Consider the following 22,409-nt stretch of genomic DNA (forward strand, 5'->3'; position numbering starts at 1 on the left):
GCCGCCGCTCACACCGGATTGCTGCCGAGGGTCGCCCCGGACATATCGTTGATCTCCGACCACCGGTCCGTGATCGTCGCGAGGTCCGGCGCCGAGGTGAAACTGACACCGGCATTTTGAAACTGCGCCACTCGCTGCACGAGCCCACCGCCGACGACGAAAACCGAACCAGTGTCGGTGTTTTCCGCAGATGCCAAGTACCCGACCGCCGGGGCAACGAGCTCCGGGTCGAGCTTGTCGAGCAATTCTGCGGACCCGATGTCGGCGGTCATCCGGGTGGCCGCCAGCGGCGCAACGGCATTCGCGGTGATGCCGTACTTTCGACCCTCGATTGCCAGGGTGTTGATCAGTCCGACCAGGCCTGCTTTGGCCGCCCCGTAGTTCGCCTGACCAAAGTTGCCGTACAAACCGCTGGTCGACGTCGCCACCACCACACGTCCGTAATTCTGTTCGCGCAGGTGCGGCCAGGCAGCCCGGATGACGTGGTAGCCGCCGTAGAGATGGACCTGCATGACGGCGTCCCAGTTGTCCTGCGTCATCTTGTGGAAGGCACCGTCGCGCAGAATGCCGGCATTGCTGATGACGCCGTGAACAGCACCGAACTCCGACAAGGCGGTGTGGATGATCTCGGCCGCTCCGTCCGGATCGGCCACCGACGAATAGTTCGCGACGGCCCGCCCACCCGCAGTGCGAATCTCGTCGACGACCGAGTCGGCCATCGAAGTCCCGGCGCCAGAACCGTCCCGCGCTCCCCCAAGGTCGTTGACGACGACCAGTGCGCCGTGCGCAGCGAGGAATCGGGCATACGAACGCCCCAGCCCGCCTCCCGCGCCCGTCACGACGATGACCCTGTCCTGCACTCCTGCCACGACTTGCTCCCTCTGGTCGATTGAACTCACTATTGAATCTAGATTCAAAAGTGTTGGAGCGTCAAGGTCGACCTCGTGCGCCGCGCGTACGTGATCGACCAGATTTGCTAGTAGACAAATCTAATCCGAATTTCTATTCTAAATTAAATCCGCGGAGCGAACGCCGCGGTCGGAAAGGATCGTCGTGGACCTGGGACTGGCGAACGCCCGCGTCGTCATCACCGGCGGGGCCTCCAACATCGGTCGGGGCATCGTGCACGTCTTCTCCGCAGAGGGCGCCCGGATCGCGCTGAACGACATCGACGCGGCGCAGGCCGAGCGCGTTCGCGCCGAGGCGCTCGCGCTCGGCGCCGCGGAGGTCGAAGTGGTCATAGCCGATCTCACCGTGCCCGGTAGCGCCGAGTCGGCCGTCGGCCGCGCCGTCGATGCCTGGGGTGGCGTGGACGTCCTGGTCAACAATGCGGGATGGAGTGTCCCCGGCTTCGTGGCCACCGACACCGACCGCGTGAAATGGCAACGCACGATGGAGATCAACTTCTTCAGCGCGCTCGCCGCCACCCAGGCTGCGATCGGTCCGATGCGGGACGCCGGCTGCGGGTCGATCGTTTTCATCGCCAGCGATGCCGCTTTCGGACAGATTCGGCAAGGCGTTTATGGCGCGTCAAAGGCCGCCATGGTGGCGTTGGCCCGTACCACCGCACGTGAACACGGGCGGCACGGGATCCGCTCGAATGTCGTCTGCCCCGGGCTCGTCATGCCCGACGGACCCGAGGCCATCGGCGCCTCGAGTCTGTGGGCGGTCGGGCAGGACGACGTTTTCAACCCCAAGCAGATCGAGTTCATGCTCAAAGACACCCCGATGCGCCGCTTGACGACGGCCGAGGACGTCGGCCGCGCGGTGGCATGGTTCTCGTCACCTTTCGCCGCACGACAGGTGACCGGGCAGCTGATCTCGGTCAGCGGCGGCTACACGATGCCCTGACCACACAGCGCTGACCTCTGCCACCTCAACAAGGAGTGCCACCATGAACCCAGCACGTCGTACCAGTTATCGCGTTCTGCACCTGTGCAACTACTCGATCCTGCTTCTCTGCATCGTCAGCTTGCTCGGCTTCGCGGTATTCGGCGGGTTCTTTCCGCCACCGGCGGCCCACCTCTCCGCTGACCAGATCGGCACCTACTTCCGGGACAACAGTGTCAACATCCGCATCGGCATGGTGTTGATGTTCTTGTCGATTCCCTTCTATCTCACCTGGACCATCGCCATGTGCAAGCTCATGGAGCGCATGCAGAAAGACTCCATGAGCGTTCTGCCGCAGCTGCAGGCGATCAGCGGCGCGGTCGCCATGATCACCTTGCTCGGGCCGGCGATCTGCTGGATGACCGCGGCCTTTCGCCCGGGTGTCCGATCCAACGAGAACATTCAGATGTTGTATGACCTCGGCTGGTTCATCTTCGACCCGCCATTCATGATCTTCACTATCCAATGGGGCGCAATCGGTTTCGCCATGCTGACCGACAAGCGGCAAAAGCCGCTGTTCCCTTCGTGGATCGCCTGGGTGGGATTCTTCACGTGTGCGACGTTCATCTCGACGACGATGATCTCGTTCATGACCCGTGGGCCATTCGCTTGGCAGGGTTTGATCACCTTCTGGCTTGTCTTCGTCATGTTCTTCGTCTACCTCTTTGCCATGGTGCCGTTGACCCGCGCGGCATTGCAGCGACTGGAGGCCGAAGACCGAGAGCTCGAAGGTGCCGAAGTTGCCTGACGGCAGCCTCTCGACGCGCCCTCGGCCGGTCGAACCGACCGCGGACCCCTGCCCACCGGCCAAACATGTGCCTGGCGAACAAGGGGTTTGGGTCTTGATCTTCGGCGACATGCTGCTTTTCACGATGTTGTTCGGCGCGTATCTGAACAGCCGCAGCCACAACCGGGCGCTGTTCGCGGAGTCTCAACTGGCCCTGAACCGGACCCTTGGAGTGGCCAACACACTGGTGCTGCTCTGCAGCTCCATGTTGATCGTATTGGCGGTCAGGGCGATGCGAAGTACGCAGTTTCGACACCTGGCCGCCCGCCTCACTTTGGCGGGCGCACTGGTGGGTTCCTGTTTCGTGATCGTAAAGGTCATCGAGTACCGCACAAAGGTCGCGGCAGGTATCACGCCGAACACCAACGAGTTCTTCCTCTACTACTTCGCGCTGACCGGGTTACACCTCGTCCACGTGATCGTCGGACTGATCGTGCTGCTGGTGCTGTGGCGGTTCGCGCGCAGAACCGAGACCACGCGAACTCAGGTTGCGGTCTTCGAGGGCGGCGGGTGTTTTTGGCACATGGTGGACCTGTTGTGGCTCATCATCTTTCCGCTCGTCTTCCTGGTGCACTGATCATGGCGACTCTGGTACTGAGCAAGGCGTCGCTGGCCTGGGCGGTTCTCGTTGCGCTGACACTGGCCCAATGGGTGATCGGGAGTCAGACAGCGAGCGGCGGCGCGCACGTGGCAGCGAGCCTGGCGATCTTCGTGGTGGCCATCTTCAAGGCACGCCTGGTCGGCCTCTATTTCATGGAGCTTCGCGCGGCGCCGTGGGCGTTGCGTGGCCTATTCGAGTTCTTCTGCCTCGTACTGCTCGGGGTGCTGTCGGTGATGTATCTGCTGGCCTGAAGGCGAGCCGACCGACCGGGCCGCTACGCGATGCTCTCGTCGCCGGTCATCCGAGCGAACAGCACCTTTTCATATTCGTTGAAGATGCGGTTGAAATCCCTTGTGGTCACCGGTGAACGCCACTGCTGGATCCCGATCAGCAGTGTCACACCCATTATCGCCAGGGTCGCTGCTTCCCGGCGCGACCCGACGGCGGGTGCGAGGAGGTTGGTGACGATGTCGATGCGACGGTCGTCCACCCGCTTCTGGGCGGCTGCGACCTGAGCGTCGGTATGGGCCCAGCCACGTATCGCGGCTTCCGCGGAATGGGGAAGCCCTGCGGTCAGGCGCTTCAACAGGTGGACTCGCGCGGCGAGATCTCCTGGGACCCCAGCCAACTGCCCCAACCGCTCAGTCTGGGTCTCTTCCCAATAGGCGAGGAATTCGGCGACGAATCCGTCGAGACTGCCGAAGTACCCGTAGAACGATCCGGTCGTGACATTGAGGGCCCCACACAACGTGGCGATCTTCAGCTTGCCGACGCCGTCGGTGGCCAACAACGTCATGGCTGCGTCGAAATACTGCTCACGTGTAACCAAGAGGCGCACGGCAATTCCTCCCGCGAGTTCAACAAGTCCCCGGCTCTGCGCCGGTTCGATGTAATGATCCTTACATTTGCGGCCGACGTGCAGCTACCCAGCCCATGCGTATTGGCGTATGACTGCCTCGAAGTGGTCGAACATGACGTCGAACTCCGGGCCGCAGGCGCCGGCGTGACGATGTTGCCACCCGATCAGGAAGACCATCCCGAAGTCCCCGAGCCGCGCCGCCACTTCGGGCGAGACCACGATGGGGCGAAGGAATTCGACGAGAGTGGCAACCCGCTCCTCGTCGAGGCGCTGCTGCAGCCGTGCCACGGCCCGATTGCCTGCCGCCCATGTCCGCAACGCGGCCTCGGCGTGGTGCGGAACATCCCGTGCGACTTCCCGCAGGTGCGCCATCCGCATCGCGGACGACACGCGACTGGCGGTCAGTTCGGCCAGTCGCCGGTTCTGCGTCGACAAACGGGCAGCCAGCAGCGCTTCGACGAAATCTTCCAGCCCCCGGAAGTAACCATAAAACGACCCAGTCGTCACGCCCAACGAAGAACACAGCGAGCCGACCTTGATGCTGCCCGGCCCCTCCGTCACAAGCAGTTCGATCGCCGCGTCGAAGTAATCGTCGACGCTCACGATTCGCCTCATCGCATCAGCCGGCCGGAGCGGCTGCGTATCGCTGCACCAGCGTCCGCTTGACCAGCTTTCCCGTCGGCGTACGTGGCAGGCTCTCGACGAAGTCGACGGTCTTGGGCGTCTTGAACGCCGCCACCTTGCTCCGGGAGTGCGCGATGAGCAGCTCGGCCAATTCGTCGCTGGGCTCCACCCCCTCGCGCAGCTGGACCACCGCCTTGACTTGTTGACCCATGGCCGGATCCGGTACCCCGATGACAGCCACATCGAACACCGCAGGGTGCAATGCGAGTGCGTCCTCCACTTCCTGCGGATAAATGTTGACCCCACCGGAAATGATCATGAACGACTTCCGGTCTGTCAGAAAGAGATAACCGTCCGCGTCGACGTAGCCGATATCACCGACGGTGGTCCAATTGGCGTGCGCCGGGTGCTCGGCCTCCTTGGTCTTGGCCGGGTCGTTGTGATATTCGAACGGACGAACGTCACGCTCGAAGTACACCAATCCTGGTTCGCCAAAAGGTAATTCAGCGCCATCATCACTGCAGATGTGGACCGGTCCCAGCATGCTGCGGCCGACGGATCCGCGCTTGTCCAGCCACTCGTGCGAGTTGATGACGGTGAACCCGCACGCTTCGGTCGACGAGTAGTACTCGACGAGAATCGTTCCCCACCAAGCGATCATCGCCTCCTTGACATCGGGGGGACACGGTGCGGCAGCGTGGATTGCCAAGCGCAGACTCGACAGGTCGTACGACGTGCGCTCCTCGTCCGACATTTGCAGCATCCGCACGAACATCGTCGGCACCACCTGGATGGCGGTCGCCCGGTACTGCTGAATCGCGGCCAGCGCGCGGTCGGCCTTGAACCTCTCCAGCACCACGACGGTGCCGCCGTGCGCTTGGATCGCGCCGCACCACCGCAGCGGTGCGGCGTGGTAGATCGGCGCGGGAGACAGATAGACATCATCAGCGGTCACACCGAACGCAGTGCCCAGCAGTCCGGTGATCGGGTCTCCCGGCTCGCCTACCTGAATCGGCAGCAGCGGCGGTTTGATCCCCTTCGGGCGCCCGGTGGTGCCCGACGAGTACAGCATGTCGCTGCCGCGCGGCTGGTCGGCGAGAGTTCGATCACCGGCGCACGCCAAAAGGTCGGCGTACGAGCCGAATCCGGTCAGATCGCCACCGAAGCTGTAGGCGTGTTCGACGCCGGGCACCAGGACCCGCACCTGCTCGGCCAACTCGCCCAGGCCACCGGCGGCGATCAGCACCTTGGCTTCGCAGTCGTCGACGATGTAGGCGACCTCGTCGGCCGTGAGATGGAAGTTCACCGCGGTCAGGTACAGCCCAGACCGCAGGGCCGCCCAGTAGATGGTGAAGCACTCGGCGGCGTTGTCGCTGAGCATCGCAATGACGTCACCCTTGACGAGGCCGAGATCAGCCAATGCGACGGCGAGTTGGCGCGAGCTGTCATCGAGTTCGCGGTAGCTGACGATGCGCCCCGATTCAGCCATGATGACGGCCGCCTTGTCGGGCGTCATCAGTGCGTGCGTCCCTGGGAACATCGTCAGCCTTCCCTGCTGCCGGGCGTGAAAGTGACCGGCATCGAGGTCAATTCGTTGGAGAATGTCGACACCAGCCGGTTCACCGGGCCGGTGATCTCCATGTCCGGGATGCGGCGCAGGAGCTCCTCGAACAACACCCGCAATTCCAGACGTGCCAACTGATTACCGAGGCAGAAGTGCGCTCCGCCGCCGCCGAACGCCATGTGCGGCACCTTGCCGCGCGAGACGTTGAACGTCTCGGGGTCCTCGTTCTTCTCCGGATCGCGGGAGCCGGCCGGGTACCACAGGCACACGCGCTCACCCTCTTTCAGCGCGTGCCCGCCGACGACGGTGTCGGCAGTGACGGTGCGGGTGAAGTACACCACGGGCGACACCCAGCGCAGCATCTCCTCGACGGCGCCGGGGATCAGTTCCGGGTCGTCGAGCAGCTTCTGCCGCTCCGCCGGATTCTCGATGAGCGCACGAAGGCCGCCCGAGGCGGTGTTGCGCGTGGTGTCGTTGCCCGCGAACATCAGAATCGCGAAGAAAAAGGTGATTTCGGCTTCGGACAGGCGCTCGCCGTCCACCTCGGCGGTCAGCATCCGCGACAACAAATCCGTGCCGGGGTTCTCCTTGCGCGCGGCGGTCAGCGCCGTCAGGTAACCACCGATCTGGATCAGGGCGCCCATGCCCATCTGAGAATCACCGGTCGCCGCCGCACGCGACAGCATGTTGGTCCACTCGAACAGCTGCCGGCGGTCTTCCTGCACGACGCCGAGCATGTCGGCGATGACGATGAGAGGCAGCTCGACAGCGATCTCCTCGACGAAGTCGCAGGTACCTCTTTCGATTACGTCATCGATCAGCCGGGCCACCGTGGCACGGACTTCGGCTTCCATCTGCCGGATCATCCGTGGGGTGAAGACCGCCTGCACCACCATGCGCTGCTGCGTGTGCCGCGGCGGGTCCATCCCGAGGATCACTTCGCGCAGCGCCTCGATCGGTGCGGCGCCCATGGAGGCGGTGAAGAAGACCCCACCCCGGGCTGAGGAGAACAGTTCGGAGTTGCTGCTGATCGCCTGGATGTCGGCGTATTTCGTGAACGACCAGAAACCGGGTTCGTCGGCGTCGGTGAGCGCGTTCCAATGCGGACCCGCCTCCTTACGCATGCGCGCGAACAACTCATGCGGCGGCCCGTCCTGGAAGTACGACAGGTCGGTGAGATCGACTGTGGCCAGGTCGATGTCGGATTGAACGGTCATAGGTCAAGCACCAACTTTCCGGATAGGGAGTGGGAAACACAGGGCAGGATGACGTCTCCGGACGCGCGTTCGGCGTCAGTGAGCAGTGAGTCGCGGTGATCGGGAGTGCCTTCCAGGACGGTGGCCCGGCAGGTGCCGCAGACGCCTTCACCGCAGGACGACATGATGGGAACGCCGGCGTCTTCCAACGCCTCCAGCATCGGAACGCCGTCCGACACCTCGACGGTGATGGCCGAGCGCTGGCAGATCACCTGGTAGGTGTCCAGCGCCTGCTCGAGGGTTTCGGCGGCCGGCGCTTTGGCGGTGAACCGCTCGACATGCAGGCTGCCGTCCGGCCAATGCGCACAATGCTTTTCGACTGCCGCGAGCAGCGGCTCCGGCCCGCAACTGTAGATCACCGTGCCATCCGACGGCTCCGCCAGCACAGAGGCCAGGTCGAAAAATCCACCGCGCTCGTCGTCGGCCCACACCGTGACGCGGTCACCGTAGGTGTCCTGCAGTTCCTGTTGAAAGGCCATCGAGGACCGCGAGCGGCCGAGGTAGAGCATGGACCAATCGAGGCCCGCGCGCTCCGCGCTTTCGGCCATGGCCTTCATCGGCGTGATACCGATGCCACCCGCGATGAACAGGTACCTCGGCGCCGCTACGAGCGGAAAATTGTTGCGGGGTCCGCGAACCCGGACAGCGGAGCCTTCCTGCAGGTGCGCGTGGACATGCTGGGATCCGCCCCGGCTGTTCGGGTCGAGCAGGACGCCGACCCGCCAGGTGCCGGTCTCGCGCGGATCACCGCAGAGCGAGTACTGACGCACCAGCCCCTCGTCGAGCAGCAGGTCGATGTGGGCGCCGGGCTCCCACGCGGGCAGTTCGTTGCCATCGGGTTCGACGAGGTCCAGGGTCACCACGCCATCGGCAGCTGTCTCCCGCCGCCGCACCACCAGTTCGACGTCCGTCGCAGACATCAGTGCGCACTCCTTTCTGAATCGACCAAGGCAGACAGTTCGTCCAATTCGCTGCGGAAATCCGCCAACAGGTCCCATGCATCCGGCAAAGCGGTTGCATCACCGACGATTCCGATGTCGAGACCGTCCTGGTAGCTGACCACGGTGATGTTGAGGGCGAAGCCGTCGAACACGAGGCTGCCCGGGTAGGTCGCCACCAGCGGAGCCCCCTCGCACGTCATCGCGGACGGCGAGCCGGGCACGTTGGAGATGACCATGTTGATCGGCGGCCGGGCGAATCGCGATGAGGTCAGTTCCATCAGGCCACGCGCGGCGATCCCGAAGATCGGTACCGGAATCGGATCGTTCACGTCGCTGAGCAGGGTGTCCGGCGCGTCGCTGGTGCGCTGTTTCGCCGCCGTCATCGTTTCGTGCGCAAAACGCAGTCGGTCAACAGGTTTCGGCAGGTGTACCGGCACCGGCGCGATGATGGAACTGATCGCGTTGCCGAAGCGATCCTGCGTATCGGGCGACCGCTTCGATACCGGAATGTAGGCGACCAGCGGCCCCGTCGGCAGGTCGCCGGTCTCGGTGAGTCGGCGCCGCAGCGCACCGGCGCACAAGGCGATCACCACATCGTTGACGGTGATCCCGAAATGCGCTTTCAGCGCCTTGATCTCACCGAACGACACCGTCCCGTATGCCACGGTCCGAGCGCCGGAAAGTTTCACGTTGAACCGAGTTCGCGGTGCGTTGAGAGGCTTCGCAGCTCCGTCGCGGCGCACCGTCTGCGCCAGGGTGTGTACTCCTGGCAGCGCACGGATGGCCGGCACCTGATCCAGGTGCGCCAAGGTCTGAGGGGCGGCCAGCAGCGCCCGAACGCCACGAACGGGGAGCGCTGCCAGTCCACGGACGGCCAGCCCCAACGGGTTTGGCGCAGCTTCCGATCGGCGTCGCGTTTCGAGTTCCGGCGACACCGCGTTGTCGAGGATCGCGGCCAGGACTTCGCTGGCCGCGATCCCGTCGGCAGCCGCGTGGTGCAGCGTGATCACCACAGCAGTGCGATCGGGAAGGCCGTGGATGACGTCCAGCCGCCACAACGGCTTGTCTCGATCCAGGCGCGTCGACAAGATGTCGGCCACCGCCCGGCCCAGCATTTCGTCGTCGGCCTGCTCCGGCAGCGTCGACTCGAAGATGTGATCGTCCAGGTTGACCTCCGCCTCGATGAAGACCGGATGATCAAGCCCGAGCGGAACTTCCATCACCTTCCAATGCAATGGCGGAAGCTGATCGATACAGGCCGCCACCCGACTCCGCATCGTTGCGGCGGTGATGGTCGTACTGTCACCGGTTTCGAAAACGGCCAGCCCGCTGTAATGCGAGCCGAACGTGCGGGTTTCTGCTGCCAGGAACTGGGCATCCAGGCTCGAAAGGCGGCGCATCAGAACACCTTTCGCATGAGCTTCTTCGCCAGACGCCCATATGGCGGGTAGAACATCTGCGGGTCCGGACTGCTGCGCTTGGCCAGCACGGCGCGGTGGTGACTCATCGCTTCGAATCCCCACCGGCCGTGGTACGCACCCATGCCGCTGGCCCCCACGCCACCGAACGGCAACTGCGGCACCAACACATGCATCGCGATGTGGTTGACGACAGCGCCGCCGGACGGAACCGCGTCGATGATGTGCCGCGCCTGCGCCGTCGACTCGGTGAACACATACAGCGCCAAGGGTTTCGGCTTGGCGTTGACGTATCGCACTGCCGCGTCGACTGAGCCGATGCGAATCACCGGCAGGATCGGGCCGAAGATCTCGTCGGCCATGACCGGATCGTCCGCCGCCGGATCGAGAATGACGGTAGGTTCCATGCGCAGCGTCGATCGATCGGAGCCGCCGCCCATCACCACGGTGCCGGTCGTCGTGCCGATCAACCTGGCGAGCCGATCGAACTGACGGTCGTTGACGATTCGCTGCGAGGTGTTCGGCTCGGCCGACCGGAATCGTTCGACGTTTTCGGCGATCTTGGCCACGAGTTCGCCCGCGATGGCTCGCTCGGCCAGTACGTAGTCCGGCGCGATGCAGGTCTGCCCCGAGTTGAGCAGTTTCACCCAGGCGATGCGCCGGGCGGCGACGTCGATGTCGGCGTCCGCAGTCACGATGACCGGACTCTTGCCGCCCAACTCCAGCGTGACGGGGGTCAGCGTCGGCGCCGCGCCGGCCATGATCTTCCTACCCACCTCGGTGCCGCCGGTGAACAGAGCGTGATCGAAACCCTGAGCCAGTAGCGCCTGCGTCGTCGCGCCGTCCCCTTCAGCGATACGAATCGCCTGGGGGTCAAGGTATTGCGGCAGCAGGCGGGCGAGGAGCGCAGAGGTCGCTGGAGCAAGTTCGGAGGGCTTGACGACGGCGCAGTTGCCGGCGGCGACGGCGGCGACCAGCGGGCTGACGCTCAGATAGAAGGGGTAGTTCCACGGGCCGATGACCAGCACCACGCCGAGCGGGTCGTACTGCACCCAGCCCTTGGCCGGTAGTTGGCTCAGCGGCAGACCGACGGGACGCCGGCGCATCCACTTCTTGAGGTGCTTACGTGCGTAGGCCGCCTCGGCCTTGGTGGAGGCGATGTCGGCCAGCCAACCCTCGAACGCCGAGCGGCCCAGGTCGGCAGCGAGGGCATCGACGATCTCCTGCTCACGTTCCTCGCACAGTCGCTCGATGCCGCGCAGCTGGTCGATCCGCCACGACAGCTCGCGCGTGCGACCGGTGGCGAACACCTTGCGCAGCGTGTCGACCACCGCGGTCTCCTGCTCGTACGCCGTTGAACCAACCACTCGCTTCACCACCTTCGTCAGATTCCGTACCGTCTACGCGACATTTGAAATGTAAGTTACGTTATATATGACAGTCAAGACCTCTTGCGCAGGAAATATATGTGGACCTACATTTGAACCGGAACGACGAGAGGAATCACCCATGAGCGCCACTTCCCTACGTGGACGACGGATCGCGATCACCGGCGCCGGCCGCGGCATCGGTCTGGCCACCGCCAGGGCGTTGTACCAGCGCGGAGCCACCATCGTGATCGGCGACCTGGACAACGAGTCGGCAGCCGCTGCCGCCAACATCGTCGGCCCCGGCACCGAGTCCTTCCCAGTGGATGTGTCCGACTACGAGTCCTTCGCGGCGTTCCACAAAGAGGCGACGGCCGACGCCCCGCTCGACGTTCTGATCAACAACGCCGGGATCATGCCGATCGGGCGGTTCCTCGATCAGTCCGCCGACAGGCACCGTCGCGCCGTCGAGATCAACGTCATGGGTTGCATCAACGGCATGCACCTGGCGCTGCCGGCCATGGTGGAACGCGGCTCGGGCCACATCATCAACATCGCCTCGTCGGCCGGCAAGACGCCGGTGCCCGGTGGCCTCACCTACTGCGGCACCAAGGCCGCCGTCATCGCGCTCACCGAGACCGCCCGCGTCGAATATGCCGATACGGGCGTGCAATTCACCTGCGTCATGCCGTCATTCACCAACACCGAGCTCATCGCCGGGACCGCCGGCCTGAAGTTCATCCCGACCGCGCAGCCCGAAGATGTCGCTCAGGCAATCGTGGCTGCCGTCGCACAGCCAACTGCGGATGTGTTCGTGCCCAAGGTCATCGGACCGATCCTGCGCACGCAGCCCCTCATCGGGCGCCGGCTGCGCGATGCCATCAACACGCAGTTGGGCGCATACAGCACCTTCCTCGACTTCGACCCGAAAGCCCGCGCCGAGTACCAGCACCGCATCGACGAGTCGTAATTCAGCGGATCGTCAGACCCGTCACCGCCCGCGAGATGACCAACCGCTGAATCTCACTGGTGCCCTCGAAGATGGTGAAAATCTTGGCATCTCGGTGCATCCGCTCGACCGGATAGTCACGGGTGTAGCCGTTGCCGCCGAGAATCTGAATCGCCTCGTCGGTCACGTACACGGCGGTCTCGCTGGCCACCAGTTTCGCCATCGAGCCCTCGGCATTTTCGAACGGCACATTGTTGCGCGCCATCCAGCCGGCCCGCCACACCAACAGCCGGGCGGCGTCGATGCGGGCCTTCATGTCCGCCAGCTTGAAAGCGATGGCCTGGAATTCGCCGATCTTCTTGCCGAATTGCTCACGCTGGCAGGCATATTCGAGGGCATATTCGTAGGCGGCCCGGGCCACCCCGACTGCCATCGCGCCGACCGTCGGACGTGTCCGCTCGAACGTCTTCATCGCGGCCTGGCCGCCCGCCGACGCACCCGACTTCACCCGAGCCACCCGGGCTTCGAACTTCTCCCGGCCGCCGAGGATCGCGTCCTCCGGCAGCCGCACGTTGTCGAGCACCACCTCGGCGGTGTGCGACGCCCGGATGCCGTGCTTCTTGAACTTCTGGCCCTGGGTCAAGCCCTTGGTGTCCGGTCCGATGACGAAGCTGGCCTGCCCGCGCGACCCGAGTTCGGGGTACACCGACACGACCACGATGTGCACGTTGGCGATGCCACCGTTGGTGGCCCAGGTCTTGGTTCCATTGAGCACCCACTCACGGGTGGCCTCGTCATACCGGGCCCGGGCCCGGATGGACCCGACGTCCGAGCCGGCGTCGGGCTCAGATGAACAGAAGGCCGCAACCTTCGGATCCGCGGCCGTGCCGAACATTTCCGGCAGCCAGCGGCCTATCTGTTCAGGAGTTCCGTTACCCGCCAAGGCCGCGGCGGCCAGACCCGTACCCATGATCGACAGCGCGATACCGGCGTCACCCCAGAACAATTCCTCGAACACTGTGAGCATGCCGAGCCCGCTCGGCTCGGCAGCCTGGGTGGCGAACAGCTCTGGTGAGTACAGCCCGATTTTCGCCGCTTCCTGGATGATCGGCCACGGAGTCTGTTCCCGCTCGTCCCATTCCGCGGCGGCAGGGCGTACGACCTCTGCGGCGAATTGGTGCACCCAGTCGCGCACCTCGATGACGTCATCGCTGAGCTGCAGTGAGAATGTCATGTCACTCCTGTTGGTAGTCAAAGGGTTTCAGTTCCACAATCCATCAACTGCTGCGCCAAGCGGTACCACCGACGTATAGGTACCGAATTTGGCGCTCGAGCATCGCGGTGGCCGCGTCCAGGTCGCGCGCCGTGGTCTCTTCGTCGAGCCCGCGCGCGATGACCTCGAGCATCGAATCGATACCAGCGAGAATGGTGGCCATCAACATGCTCGACAGCATCTCCACATCACCGACGCTCCACGACCGAATGGGCTCGAACCGGGCCATGTAGGTGGCCAACTGGCTGGCGTACAAGCGGATCTCCGACCGGATCTCACGCCGGAGTACCGAATGGCCGGCCGCGCGTTGGCGAGCCAGGAACGCCAGGTGCGCATGGTCGCGCGAGACCACACCACGAAGTGCCTGCACACCGACGTGGATGGCGCCGCCGGACGAATCGATGTCGAGATTGGCCATCTCGCCCATGATCTCGCGCAGCGTGCGAAACGTCTCATGAATCACCGCAAGGCCGAGGTCATCGAGCGACTGGAAGTAGCGATAGAACGCCGACGGCGCGACACCTGCCTTGCTGGCCAGTTGCCGCAGGCTCAGCGCGTCGAAGCTCGACCCGCTGGCCGTCAGATCCAGCGCCGCCGTCATCAGCGCACGGCGGGTGTGCTCGCGGCGCTCCTGCTGTGTCCGGCGCCCATGCCGATCCCGCCCCTTGCCGGAGTCCGCCTCGACGGATAGAGAGCGTCTGTTCTCTGTGTCACCGGTCACGAATCCAATTCTAGCTATTGACCTCGGCATACCGGCAACCATATCTTACGGAACATTCGTTCTCTAACTCGAATGGAGAGATCATGGCACGCATCGCGACCCGCCTACCCGGCGAGCGCAACCTCGCCGAAGAAGACCGCGACCGGATCGCCGAGATCCGGGGCGAGCTCATCCGCATCGGTAACGGCTGGCGCGAGCGCCATCCGTTCCTCACCGCTCACCAGGACGGCGTCGGGATGGCGATCTTCCTGACGTCGATCGCCGGCGTACTCGTCGATGCCGCGCTATACGCGGCCGGCATCCTGCCCTGGTACGCGACCATCCTGATCACCGCGTTCTGGCTGTCGTTGCTGCACGAACTGGAGCACGACCTCATCCACTCGATGTATTTCCGGCAGCACCGCGCGGTGCACAACGTGATGATGTTCGGGGTCTGGTTCTTCCGGCCGAGCACCATCAACCCCTGGATCCGGCGGACGCTGCACCTGCACCACCACGAGGTGTCGGGCACCGATTCAGACCTCGAGGAGCGGGGCATCACCAACGGCGAAGGCTGGGGCAGCCACCGACTGCTCAGCCTGCTCGACTCGATGCTCGGCATCTACAGCAAGCCGCTCCGGCAGCAGGCCATCGTCACCGCCTACATCAACCACGAGGCCCGTTCCGCCGAGGAGGCGCGCCAGCTCGCCGCCAAGACACTCGCGGTGTACTTCCCGCTGGGGATCATCCACTACACGCTGTGGCACCTGTTCATCGGCTTGCACGTGTTCGAATTCGTCACCGGCACCAGCATTTCCGGCAGCTGGGTGACGGCCTTGAACTTCGTCGCCGTCACGCTGCTGGCACCGAACGCGGTGCGCACGTTCTGCCTGCACTTCGTCAGCTCCAACATGCACTACTACGGCGACGTCGAGAAGCACAACGTCATGCAGCAGACCCAGGTATGGACAGCCAAGTGGCTCAAGCCTTTCCACGCCCTCTGCTTCAACTTCGGCGAGACCCATGCCATCCACCACTTCCTGGTCCGCGACCCGTTCTACCTGCGCGAGGCGATCAAGCACGATTGCCAGAAAGTACTGCGCGACAACGGTGTCCGGTTCAACGACTTCGGTACCTTCCACCGGGCCAACCGCTTCAGCCTCGCCCCGGCGCACGTCGAGCCCTGACCGCACCACTTCTCCGAACGGAAACACAATGACCGAGACCCAAACCGCCCAGCTGTGGATCTGCGTGCGCTGCGGCATGATCTACGACCCTGCCGACGGCGACCCTGACAGCGGGATCGCGCCCGGCACCGCGTTCGAGGACATCCCCGACAACTGGGTGTGCCCCGTCTGCGGTGTCAGCAAGGACGAGTTCGTCCCCTACGAAGAATGATTCGAAGCTGACGCTCCCGCAGTCCGCCAGGCGGCATTGCGCAGCATCCGCAGGCCGTTGAGCCCGACGATGATCGTCGACCCCTCGTGGCCGGCCACTCCCAACGGCAGGGGTAGCGTGCCGAACAGGTCCCAAACCACCAGCACGGCAATGAATGTCGCGGCAATGGCCAGATTGGCCATCACCACGCGGCGGGCTCGTCGGGACAGTGCGATCACCGCGGGAATGGCGCGCAGGTCATCACCGATAACCACGGCGTCCGCGGTCTGCAACGTCAGGTCCGATCCCGCACCACCGATCGCGATGCCGGCATGCGCAGCAGCCAGCGCGGGCGCGTCATTGATGCCGTCACCGACCATGACGAGGCGCGTGCCGTCGGCTTGCAACTCGCGGACGGCGGCCACCTTGTCGTGCGGCAGCAGGCCGGCCCGCACCTCGACGATGCCGACCTGACCGGCCAATTGCCTTGCTGCAGCAGCATTATCGCCAGTGAGCAGCACCGGATGCTGCTCGGTGAGGTCGGCAACGCCGGCGACTGCAGCCTCGGCGTCCGGGCGCAGTTGGTCGGTCAGTCCGAGCACAGCGACAGACCGGCCATCGACCCCGACGATCACCGCGGTGCAGCCGCGCTGTTCCACCTGCGCCACCGCGCCGGCGCTTGCGGTCGACGGCGCGGACACGGTGACCGCGCGTCCGTCGACGGTGGCCCGCACGCCGCGGCCCGGTTCGGCAACGAAATCGGCAACACGCGGGAAGGCCAGACGACGCGCCTTCGCCGCACGAACGATGGCCGCGCCGAGCACGTGCTCGCTGGGATGTTCGGCCGCCGCCGCCAACGTCAGCACCTGAGCTTCGGTGAAATCGCCTGTCAGCAAATGAATTTCCGCGAGTTCAGGCGCGCCACGGGTCAGCGTGCCGGTCTTGTCGAAGGCCACGCGGGTGGTGGCGCCGAGCTGTTCCATCACCACTGCCGACTTGACCAGCACGCCGTGACGTCCGGCATTGGCGATGGCCGCCAGCAGCGGCGGCATCGTGGCCAGCACCACTGCGCACGGTGACGCCACGATCATGAAGGTCATGGCCCGCAGCAGGGCCGCGCGCACGGTGTCTCCCGCCAACAGGGGCACGACGAACACCGCGAGGGTGACGACGACCATGCCGAGCGAGTACCGCTGCTCGACTTTCTCGATGAACAGCTGCGTGCGCGCTTTGGTCCGCGACGCCTCGTCCACCAGTGCCGCGATGCGCGCCACCACCGAGTCGGCAGCCCGTCGGTCCACCTGGATCCGCAGCGCCCCAGTGCCGTTGAGCGTGCCGGCGAAGACTTCGTCGCCGACGCTCTTGTCCACGGGCAGTGGCTCACCGGTGATCGTCGCTTGGTCAACCTCGCTGGCGCCGTCGACCACCGTGGCGTCGGCGGAGATCCGCTCCCCTGGCCGCACCAGCACCACGTCACCGACCGCGAGCTCAGCGGCCTTCACCACTTGCTCGCCGTCGTCCGACAGCCGGGTCGCGGTGTCGGGGGCCAAGTTCAGCAGACCGCGGACCGAATCCTCGGTACGTGCGGTCGCCAGCGCTTCCAGCGCCCCGGAGGTCGCGAAGATGACGATCAACAACGCACCGTCGGTGACCTGGCCGATCGATGCCGCGCCGATCGCGGCGACGACCATCAACAAGTCCACGTCGAGGGTCTTCGCGCGGAGGGCCTGCAGACCGGCCAGCGCCGGTTCCCAACCGCCGGTGACGTAGCAGGCCAGGTACAGAGCCCACCATGCCCACGTCGGCCCGCCAGCCAGCTGTATCACCAGACCAGCCAGGAACAACACCAAAGCTGCTGCAGCCCAGCGCATCTCGGATAGGTCGAGCCACCCGCGGCGTGACCGGTTCAGCGCCGTACCGGCCGTTACCGGCGGGACGACCTGGGTCACCGTCGCCATGACGCACCTCGTAAACGCATGCGGCCAACGTTATCAGAACAAATGAATACGTCTTCATGTGTATGCGCTAGTACACTACAACGATGGGACACGGTGTCGAGGGGCGTGATCGCCCGACCGGGCGTCTCGACGCCGACGCCGCAGCTCAGGTCGCTACGACACTGCAGGCACTGGCCACCCCCAGCCGGCTGATGATTCTCACCGAGCTACGCCAAGGTGCCCGCTCCGTCACAGACCTCGCCGATGCGATAGGCCTCGAGCAGTCCCTCGTCTCCCACCAGCTCCGCCTGCTGCGCAATCTCGGACTGGTGAGCGGCACCCGCAGCGGACGCAGCATCGTCTACAGCCTCTACGACAACCACGTCGCGCAACTGCTCGACGAAGCCGTCTATCACAGCGAGCACCTGAGACTGGGGCTGGCAGATCGGGCCTGACCCATAGGCGAGGAGAACCGTGTCCACGACACCCACGAGCACCAATGTCGCGACCTTCGAACGATTCCACTGCAGTTGCAACAGCGGGGACGTCGACGACATCGTGAGCACGATCGACGATGTCTTCCATCCCGACGCCGTCGTCCATTCACCGCTGTCGGCCGGCTCCGGGCCGGACACCATGAAACGCATCTGGACCCTGCTCCTTCGCGCCTTCCCCGACATTCACGTCATGGTCGACGACATGGTCGTCGACCATGACAAGATCGCCTCGCGGCAGACGGTGACCGGAACACATCTCGGCGAGTACCGCGGCCTGGAGCCGACCGGGAAACCCGTTGTGTACGAAGAAATGTTCATCATCCGGTTCTCCGACGGACAGATCGCCGAGGTCTGGGGTGTCGTCGACACCCTCGCCCAGCTGCAACAGCTCGGCGCGATCCGCCTCTAGCTCGCCGGATACGCGTGGATCAGCGCCGTGGTGAGCTTGGGGACGGCGTGGACCAGATGATGCTCGGCGTCGTGAGCGATCCGGTGGGCCTGCGCCAGGCTCAGGTCAGGATCGAGGTCGAGCTCCACGTCGGCATGCAGGCGGTGCCCCATCCAGCGCATGCGCACACTGTGCACCGACCGCACGCCAGGTTCGGCCGCCAGGGACCGCTCGGCCGTGTCGACGAGCGCCGGGTCGACGCCATCGAGCAAGCGACGGAACACATCTCGCACCGCGGTGCGCAGTACGGCCAGGATCGCCACCGTGATGATCAACCCGACGATCGGGTCCGCGAGCGGATACCCAAGGGCCACCCCGCCGGCGCCGAGCAGCACCGCCAGTGAGGTGAATCCGTCCGTGCGCGCGTGCACGCCGTCGGCGACCAACGCCGCCGAACCGATCTGACGTCCCACCCGGATGCGGTAGACCGCCACCGTTTCGTTGCCGAGGAATCCGACCAACCCGGCCAGCGCCACCCACCCCACGTGATCGATGACCTGGGGGTGGATCAACCGCTGCACCGCCTCATAGCCGGCGATGATCGCCGACAGCGCGATCATGCCGACCACGAACAACCCCGCGAGGTCCTCGACTCGGCCGAACCCGTACGTGTAGCGGCGGGTTGCGGCCTTGGCGCCCAACGCAAATGCGATCCACAATGGCACCGCAGTCAGCGCATCGGAGAAGTTGTGGATCGTGTCGGCGGCCAGCGCCACCGACCCCGACACCACCACGATGGCGATCTGCACGACCGTGGTGAGGCCCAGCACCAGCAGGCTGATCTTCACGGCCCGAATACCGGCCGCACTCGATTCGAGCGCACTGTCCAGGCTGTCCGCCGCGTCGTGGGAATGCGGCGCGAAGATGCCCTTGACCACACCCCGGACGCCGTGGTCATGCGGATGGTCATGGTCATGATGGTGGTGGTGTTGATGCCCACTCATTGTCGGCCCCTTTCGAGGCTCCGCAGGCCGGCATCCTGGCGATGATGGGCCGGCACACCGGGACCGGCATGTTCGGCGTTGTGCACGGCATCCACCACCAGCTGGCGGATGTGCTCGTTCTCCAGGCTGTAGAAGATCGTCGTCCCGGCACGACGGGTCTGCACCAACCGCGCCATCCGCAGCTTCGCCAGATGCTGCGATACCGACGGAGCGGGCTTGCCGACGCGCTCGGCCAGTTCATTGACCGACAGCTCGGATGCACTCAACGCCCACAGCAGGTGGACGCGGGTCGGGTCGGCGAGCATCCGGAACACCTCGACCACCAGGCGCACCTGATCATCGGCGAGCGGCGCCGGCATCTGCTTACCTGCATTCATACGCAGATAATAGACCGTTGGCCGCACCGCGATCCTCGGATCAGCGCTCAGCTGCCGCGGTCGACCATGTCGAACACCTTGACCGCATGCGAAAACGGCTGCGATGTAACACCTATCGGACCGAACGGATGATCGAGGGTGTAGATGACGTACATCAACAACGACAACAGGACGGCAACCGCGCCGACAAGGATCGCGTGGGCACGGCCATTTTCCAGCCGCATGAAGCACGTCAGCAGGATCAGCACCGTCCCGCCGAAGATCAAGGCACACCACAGCAAGGTGGGGATGCGCTGCCTGGCATTGAGGATGCGCTCGCTGCGATCCGAGGCCAGCACCGTCAGCTCACTCAGGAACTGCGAATCGATCGGGCTCGCGGTCGGCCCCGAACTATGCGTTCCCACAATGCGATACAGCTCGCCGAGCGCAACGCGACCGTTGTTGCTGATGTCCGCGAATTCGTCCATGCCCCAGGCAGGGCCCTGCACTGCGGCGGCGTACTTACGCAGCTGTTCACGCACCTGCGCCTGCTCCGGCTGGGGCATCGCGATGGTTTGGCGATACAGGGTCGTCAAGGTCGACGCTTCGTTGGCGACATTGGTCTCGGCACTGAGGAACTGCTGCCAGCCGACGACGACCGTGAACCCGAGGAGCGCCCCGTAAACCAGGCCGACGACGGTCAGGAACGGAGACAGGAACGAGTTCTGTTCCGGACGCGCATCGCGCGCGATGATGCGGCGCGTCACGAACACACAGCCGACCGCCACACAGACCGCTCCGCCGACGACCAAGGCCAGCAGGAGCCATGCACCGAACACCCCTAGATCACCCATAGTGGACCAAGCATGCCAATCGCGCCGCGACGTTGCCAAGCATTCTCCGCAAACTGCCTGAAGCACGAAACCGCACAGCACCACGCAGTTGTCGGGTCCGCCGGCAACGTGCGGCGGCGGCGACATCGACCACCGGCCCGACGAGCACACCGGGGCTCTCCCAGAAAATGTCGTCCGGGTCAATCCGCCTGCTACAGTCCGGCTATATCCGGCGCCGATCGACGCCGAACCTGGCACTGTGGAAAGGAATACGGCAATGGTCTTCACCAAATCGGGCGCCCAGCGGGCGGTCGTGGCTGCCGCAGGAGCCGTCATGGCCGTCATGGCTGTCGCGCTGCCGACTTCGGGTCAGGCGATGGCCGCCCCGACTGCCCCCAACTGCACCCCCGCCGACCTGGCCGGCGTGGCATCGGGCGTCGCGGCCGCCGCCTCCGCCTACCTGTTCACGCACCCGGACGTCAACGACTTCTACGGCAGCCTGCAGGGCAAGCCCCGCGATGAGGTGGCCAACGACGTGCGCACCTTCTTCGACGCAAACCCGCAGGCGCACAATGAACTCCGGGCGATCCGTCAGCCCATGACCGATTTCCGCGAGCGCTGCGGCCTGGCGCAGCCCGACCGCCCGCTGCTCGGCGAATGATGCGCCTCGTCGCTGCCGCGTTGGCAGCTGCAGCCGTGCCCGGATTGATCGCCGTCGCCCCTGCCGGTACCGCGAGTGCCGACGTCTGCTTCGGCGCCGGACGACGCATCACGGTCAGCGGATGCACCGACTTCGGCGCCGTCGCGCCATACGCTCCGCCGCCGGCCTACTACGCGCCGCTGCCCGAGGACATGCCGCCGCCCCCGCCGCCACCACCCGTGCAGGGGTGCGTCGGCTGGAACGGCCGCTGGGTCAGCGCCAACACCTGCCGCTAGTACGCCCTCGCCGCGGCCGGCTGGTCCGCGGCGTCGGCGCGGCCGCGCAGCGCCCAGTGCAGGCGTTTGGCCGCGGCCAAGGTGCCGCTGGGCGCGTGCGGCTGCCCATAGTGAATGAGCAACGTGACGCGCCGCTGACCTGAGGCGATCGGCATGTTGGCGTGCAAGCTTCGATAGCCCCAGAACAGGTACACGTCACCGACATTCATGTCGACGACGGTCGGGCCGCCAGCGCGGCCGAGGCTCTGCAAGATCCGCTGCCGGAACGTTGCGCTCTGGTGGACGATCTTCTCGAGGATGTTGATCGCCACAGACCGCCGGAACGGCCGCTTGTTGAAGTAGCCCACCAGCTCGCCTGAGCGGCCCGGCTCCGCGTCGGGGATGAACAGCGGGACCACCATGGTCACGACGCTGGCGTCGTAGTGGAACCACCACGCGTCACCGTCGGCGTGCGGACCGGCCACGATGCGCACCGCGGTACCGGCCAATTCGTGCGCCCGGTCCGGGAAGCGCTGGCGCACGACATTGTCGAGAAATGTGCGAACCGAATCGCTGGCCATGAACGCATGAATCGACTCAAGGTGCCCATCCTGTGGCGATAGGACGAAATGGTCTTTCTCGCCATGCGCGGCCAGCCAACGGTCGATTTCCGCGCGGGAATCGATCACCCAATCCCATTGCACGGCGTTTGCTACCTGAGCGACACCCGTCGCGTCCAACTGGCGCGCCACATCGACGGGATCGCACGCGTTCATGTCAAATTCACACATTTGGACGGAAGTGTAGACAACCAGAGAACGTCGTTACCACAATTGCTGCGATTTGACATTTACCCCGGAATGACCATTCCAT

General features: G+C 65.0%; 26 protein-coding genes. 11 read left to right on the top strand and 15 right to left on the bottom strand.

Going from position 1 to position 22,409, the window contains the following annotated elements; all coding sequences use genetic code 11:
• Nucleotides 1-8: 8 nt before the first annotated feature.
• The gene (locus tag A7G45_RS01800; protein WP_043390956.1) at nt 9-869 is read right to left on the bottom strand and encodes an SDR family oxidoreductase; all 861 of its coding nucleotides are present in this window, start codon (nt 867-869) and stop codon (nt 9-11) included.
• A gap of 184 nt (nt 870-1,053) precedes the next feature.
• On the opposite strand from A7G45_RS01800, the gene A7G45_RS01805 reads away from it, so the two are divergent.
• The 4 genes from A7G45_RS01805 to A7G45_RS01820 are packed head-to-tail and all read left to right on the top strand — an operon-like array spanning nt 1,054 to nt 3,529.
• Nucleotides 1,054-1,851: an SDR family NAD(P)-dependent oxidoreductase gene (locus A7G45_RS01805; RefSeq protein WP_260932948.1), complete on the top strand. Its 798-nt coding sequence runs from the start codon at nt 1,054-1,056 to the stop codon at nt 1,849-1,851.
• Nucleotides 1,852-1,894: 43 nt separating this feature from the next.
• The gene (locus A7G45_RS01810; protein WP_043983967.1) at nt 1,895-2,638 is read left to right on the top strand and encodes a hypothetical protein; all 744 of its coding nucleotides are present in this window, start codon (nt 1,895-1,897) and stop codon (nt 2,636-2,638) included.
• Nucleotides 2,622-3,254, top strand: coding sequence for a cytochrome c oxidase subunit 3 family protein (locus tag A7G45_RS01815; RefSeq protein WP_338048585.1), 633 nt, complete (start codon nt 2,622-2,624; stop codon nt 3,252-3,254). The genes A7G45_RS01810 and A7G45_RS01815 overlap by 17 nt, the downstream gene beginning before the upstream one ends.
• Nucleotides 3,255-3,256: 2 nt before the next feature.
• Nucleotides 3,257-3,529: a cytochrome C oxidase subunit IV family protein gene (locus A7G45_RS01820; RefSeq protein WP_043390675.1), complete on the top strand. Its 273-nt coding sequence runs from the start codon at nt 3,257-3,259 to the stop codon at nt 3,527-3,529.
• A 23-nt stretch (nt 3,530-3,552) separates the two neighbouring features.
• On the opposite strand, the gene A7G45_RS01825 is transcribed toward A7G45_RS01820, so the two are convergent.
• From A7G45_RS01825 to A7G45_RS01855, 7 genes are all read right to left on the bottom strand, one after another.
• Nucleotides 3,553-4,116: a TetR/AcrR family transcriptional regulator gene (locus tag A7G45_RS01825; protein ID WP_052506257.1), complete on the bottom strand. Its 564-nt coding sequence runs from the start codon at nt 4,114-4,116 to the stop codon at nt 3,553-3,555.
• Between the two features lie 84 nt (nt 4,117-4,200).
• A complete protein-coding gene (locus A7G45_RS01830) occupies nt 4,201-4,740 on the bottom strand; it encodes a TetR/AcrR family transcriptional regulator (protein ID WP_157850336.1) in 540 nt (179 codons plus the stop codon).
• A gap of 16 nt (nt 4,741-4,756) precedes the next feature.
• Nucleotides 4,757-6,301 (bottom strand): acyl-CoA synthetase, encoded by a 1,545-nt coding sequence (locus tag A7G45_RS01835; protein WP_043983962.1) that lies wholly within the window; start codon nt 6,299-6,301, stop codon nt 4,757-4,759.
• Nucleotides 6,302-6,303: 2 nt separating this feature from the next.
• Nucleotides 6,304-7,542, bottom strand: coding sequence for a cytochrome P450 (locus A7G45_RS01840; protein ID WP_043390670.1), 1,239 nt, complete (start codon nt 7,540-7,542; stop codon nt 6,304-6,306).
• Nucleotides 7,539-8,501 carry a PDR/VanB family oxidoreductase gene (locus A7G45_RS01845; RefSeq protein ID WP_043983959.1) on the bottom strand — a complete coding sequence of 321 codons (963 nt, stop codon included), beginning with the start codon at nt 8,499-8,501 and terminating at the stop codon, nt 7,539-7,541. The genes A7G45_RS01840 and A7G45_RS01845 overlap by 4 nt, the downstream gene beginning before the upstream one ends.
• Nucleotides 8,501-9,922, bottom strand: coding sequence for a wax ester/triacylglycerol synthase family O-acyltransferase (locus A7G45_RS01850; RefSeq protein ID WP_043983958.1), 1,422 nt, complete (start codon nt 9,920-9,922; stop codon nt 8,501-8,503). Before A7G45_RS01850 ends, A7G45_RS01845 begins: the two co-directional genes overlap by 1 nt.
• Nucleotides 9,922-11,307: an aldehyde dehydrogenase family protein gene (locus A7G45_RS01855; protein ID WP_260932967.1), complete on the bottom strand. Its 1,386-nt coding sequence runs from the start codon at nt 11,305-11,307 to the stop codon at nt 9,922-9,924. The genes A7G45_RS01850 and A7G45_RS01855 overlap by 1 nt, the downstream gene beginning before the upstream one ends.
• A gap of 142 nt (nt 11,308-11,449) precedes the next feature.
• Here A7G45_RS01855 and A7G45_RS01860 point away from each other — a divergent pair, with 142 nt between their 5' ends.
• The gene (locus A7G45_RS01860) at nt 11,450-12,277 is read left to right on the top strand and encodes an SDR family oxidoreductase (RefSeq protein ID WP_260932970.1); all 828 of its coding nucleotides are present in this window, start codon (nt 11,450-11,452) and stop codon (nt 12,275-12,277) included.
• 1 nt (nt 12,278) lies between these two features.
• Here the strand turns inward: A7G45_RS01860 and A7G45_RS01865 are convergent, their stop codons facing one another.
• Nucleotides 12,279-13,490: an acyl-CoA dehydrogenase family protein gene (locus A7G45_RS01865; RefSeq protein ID WP_260932972.1), complete on the bottom strand. Its 1,212-nt coding sequence runs from the start codon at nt 13,488-13,490 to the stop codon at nt 12,279-12,281.
• Nucleotides 13,491-13,533: 43 nt separating this feature from the next.
• Nucleotides 13,534-14,250, bottom strand: coding sequence for a TetR family transcriptional regulator (locus tag A7G45_RS01870; protein ID WP_071286653.1), 717 nt, complete (start codon nt 14,248-14,250; stop codon nt 13,534-13,536).
• Between the two features lie 83 nt (nt 14,251-14,333).
• Between A7G45_RS01870 and A7G45_RS01875 the strand changes: the two genes are divergently transcribed.
• Together A7G45_RS01875 and rd are read left to right on the top strand one after the other, a co-directional pair.
• A complete protein-coding gene (locus tag A7G45_RS01875) occupies nt 14,334-15,416 on the top strand; it encodes a fatty acid desaturase (protein WP_260932976.1) in 1,083 nt (360 codons plus the stop codon).
• Nucleotides 15,417-15,444: 28 nt separating this feature from the next.
• Nucleotides 15,445-15,627, top strand: a complete 183-nt coding sequence (gene rd, locus A7G45_RS01880) for a rubredoxin (protein WP_043390653.1) — start codon at nt 15,445-15,447, stop codon at nt 15,625-15,627.
• Here rd and A7G45_RS01885 read toward each other — a convergent pair.
• Nucleotides 15,615-17,564, bottom strand: a complete 1,950-nt coding sequence (locus tag A7G45_RS01885; protein ID WP_260932981.1) for a heavy metal translocating P-type ATPase — start codon at nt 17,562-17,564, stop codon at nt 15,615-15,617. The genes rd and A7G45_RS01885 overlap by 13 nt on opposite strands.
• Before the next feature lie 83 nt (nt 17,565-17,647).
• On the opposite strand from A7G45_RS01885, the gene A7G45_RS01890 reads away from it, so the two are divergent.
• Together A7G45_RS01890 and A7G45_RS01895 are read left to right on the top strand one after the other, a co-directional pair.
• Nucleotides 17,648-17,998: an ArsR/SmtB family transcription factor gene (locus tag A7G45_RS01890; protein WP_260932985.1), complete on the top strand. Its 351-nt coding sequence runs from the start codon at nt 17,648-17,650 to the stop codon at nt 17,996-17,998.
• Between the two features lie 19 nt (nt 17,999-18,017).
• The gene (locus tag A7G45_RS01895) at nt 18,018-18,449 is read left to right on the top strand and encodes an ester cyclase (protein ID WP_260932988.1); all 432 of its coding nucleotides are present in this window, start codon (nt 18,018-18,020) and stop codon (nt 18,447-18,449) included.
• Here A7G45_RS01895 and A7G45_RS01900 read toward each other — a convergent pair.
• Genes A7G45_RS01900 through A7G45_RS01910 form a run of 3 tightly spaced genes read right to left on the bottom strand, consistent with a single transcriptional unit; the run spans nt 18,446 to nt 20,642 of the window.
• Nucleotides 18,446-19,432, bottom strand: a complete 987-nt coding sequence (locus A7G45_RS01900; protein ID WP_260932993.1) for a cation diffusion facilitator family transporter — start codon at nt 19,430-19,432, stop codon at nt 18,446-18,448. The genes A7G45_RS01895 and A7G45_RS01900 overlap by 4 nt on opposite strands.
• Complete coding sequence (locus A7G45_RS01905) at nt 19,429-19,809, bottom strand: ArsR/SmtB family transcription factor (protein WP_276554705.1); 381 nt, start codon at nt 19,807-19,809, stop codon at nt 19,429-19,431. The genes A7G45_RS01900 and A7G45_RS01905 overlap by 4 nt, the downstream gene beginning before the upstream one ends.
• A 47-nt stretch (nt 19,810-19,856) precedes the next feature.
• Entirely contained in the window at nt 19,857-20,642 is a 786-nt protein-coding gene (locus A7G45_RS01910; protein WP_260932996.1) for a bestrophin-like domain, read from the bottom strand.
• Between the two features lie 256 nt (nt 20,643-20,898).
• On the opposite strand from A7G45_RS01910, the gene A7G45_RS01915 reads away from it, so the two are divergent.
• Both A7G45_RS01915 and A7G45_RS01920 read left to right on the top strand, forming a co-directional pair.
• Nucleotides 20,899-21,282, top strand: a complete 384-nt coding sequence (locus A7G45_RS01915; RefSeq protein ID WP_043390640.1) for a heme-binding protein — start codon at nt 20,899-20,901, stop codon at nt 21,280-21,282.
• A complete protein-coding gene (locus A7G45_RS01920) occupies nt 21,282-21,557 on the top strand; it encodes a hypothetical protein (protein ID WP_260933001.1) in 276 nt (91 codons plus the stop codon). The genes A7G45_RS01915 and A7G45_RS01920 overlap by 1 nt, the downstream gene beginning before the upstream one ends.
• On the opposite strand, the gene A7G45_RS01925 is transcribed toward A7G45_RS01920, so the two are convergent.
• On the bottom strand, nt 21,554-22,327 hold the full coding sequence (locus A7G45_RS01925) for a hypothetical protein (protein ID WP_260933003.1): 774 nt from the start codon (nt 22,325-22,327) through the stop codon (nt 21,554-21,556). The two genes, A7G45_RS01920 and A7G45_RS01925, sit on opposite strands and share 4 nt — an antisense overlap.
• Between the last annotated feature and the right edge of the window lie 82 nt (nt 22,328-22,409).

The organism is Mycolicibacterium llatzerense (assembly GCF_025331195.1).
GTDB classification, from domain to species: domain Bacteria; phylum Actinomycetota; class Actinomycetes; order Mycobacteriales; family Mycobacteriaceae; genus Mycobacterium; species Mycobacterium llatzerense.

Coding starts and splice junctions, on each gene's coding strand:
- A7G45_RS01810 (WP_043983967.1), top strand. CDS start 1,895: ATGAACCCAGCACGTCGTACCAGTTATCGCGTTCTGCACCTGTGCAAC.
- A7G45_RS01820 (WP_043390675.1), top strand. CDS start 3,257: ATGGCGACTCTGGTACTGAGCAAGGCGTCGCTGGCCTGGGCGGTTCTC.
- A7G45_RS01835 (WP_043983962.1), bottom strand. CDS start 6,301: ATGTTCCCAGGGACGCACGCACTGATGACGCCCGACAAGGCGGCCGTC.
- A7G45_RS01840 (WP_043390670.1), bottom strand. CDS start 7,542: ATGACCGTTCAATCCGACATCGACCTGGCCACAGTCGATCTCACCGAC.
- A7G45_RS01845 (WP_043983959.1), bottom strand. CDS start 8,501: ATGTCTGCGACGGACGTCGAACTGGTGGTGCGGCGGCGGGAGACAGCT.
- A7G45_RS01850 (WP_043983958.1), bottom strand. CDS start 9,922: ATGCGCCGCCTTTCGAGCCTGGATGCCCAGTTCCTGGCAGCAGAAACC.
- A7G45_RS01860 (WP_260932970.1), top strand. CDS start 11,450: ATGAGCGCCACTTCCCTACGTGGACGACGGATCGCGATCACCGGCGCC.
- A7G45_RS01865 (WP_260932972.1), bottom strand. CDS start 13,490: ATGACATTCTCACTGCAGCTCAGCGATGACGTCATCGAGGTGCGCGAC.
- A7G45_RS01875 (WP_260932976.1), top strand. CDS start 14,334: ATGGCACGCATCGCGACCCGCCTACCCGGCGAGCGCAACCTCGCCGAA.
- rd (WP_043390653.1), top strand. CDS start 15,445: ATGACCGAGACCCAAACCGCCCAGCTGTGGATCTGCGTGCGCTGCGGC.
- A7G45_RS01885 (WP_260932981.1), bottom strand. CDS start 17,564: ATGGCGACGGTGACCCAGGTCGTCCCGCCGGTAACGGCCGGTACGGCG.
- A7G45_RS01890 (WP_260932985.1), top strand. CDS start 17,648: ATGGGACACGGTGTCGAGGGGCGTGATCGCCCGACCGGGCGTCTCGAC.
- A7G45_RS01900 (WP_260932993.1), bottom strand. CDS start 19,432: ATGAGTGGGCATCAACACCACCACCATCATGACCATGACCATCCGCAT.
- A7G45_RS01905 (WP_276554705.1), bottom strand. CDS start 19,809: ATGAATGCAGGTAAGCAGATGCCGGCGCCGCTCGCCGATGATCAGGTG.
- A7G45_RS01910 (WP_260932996.1), bottom strand. CDS start 20,642: ATGGGTGATCTAGGGGTGTTCGGTGCATGGCTCCTGCTGGCCTTGGTC.
- A7G45_RS01915 (WP_043390640.1), top strand. CDS start 20,899: ATGGTCTTCACCAAATCGGGCGCCCAGCGGGCGGTCGTGGCTGCCGCA.
- A7G45_RS01920 (WP_260933001.1), top strand. CDS start 21,282: ATGCGCCTCGTCGCTGCCGCGTTGGCAGCTGCAGCCGTGCCCGGATTG.
- A7G45_RS01925 (WP_260933003.1), bottom strand. CDS start 22,327: ATGTGTGAATTTGACATGAACGCGTGCGATCCCGTCGATGTGGCGCGC.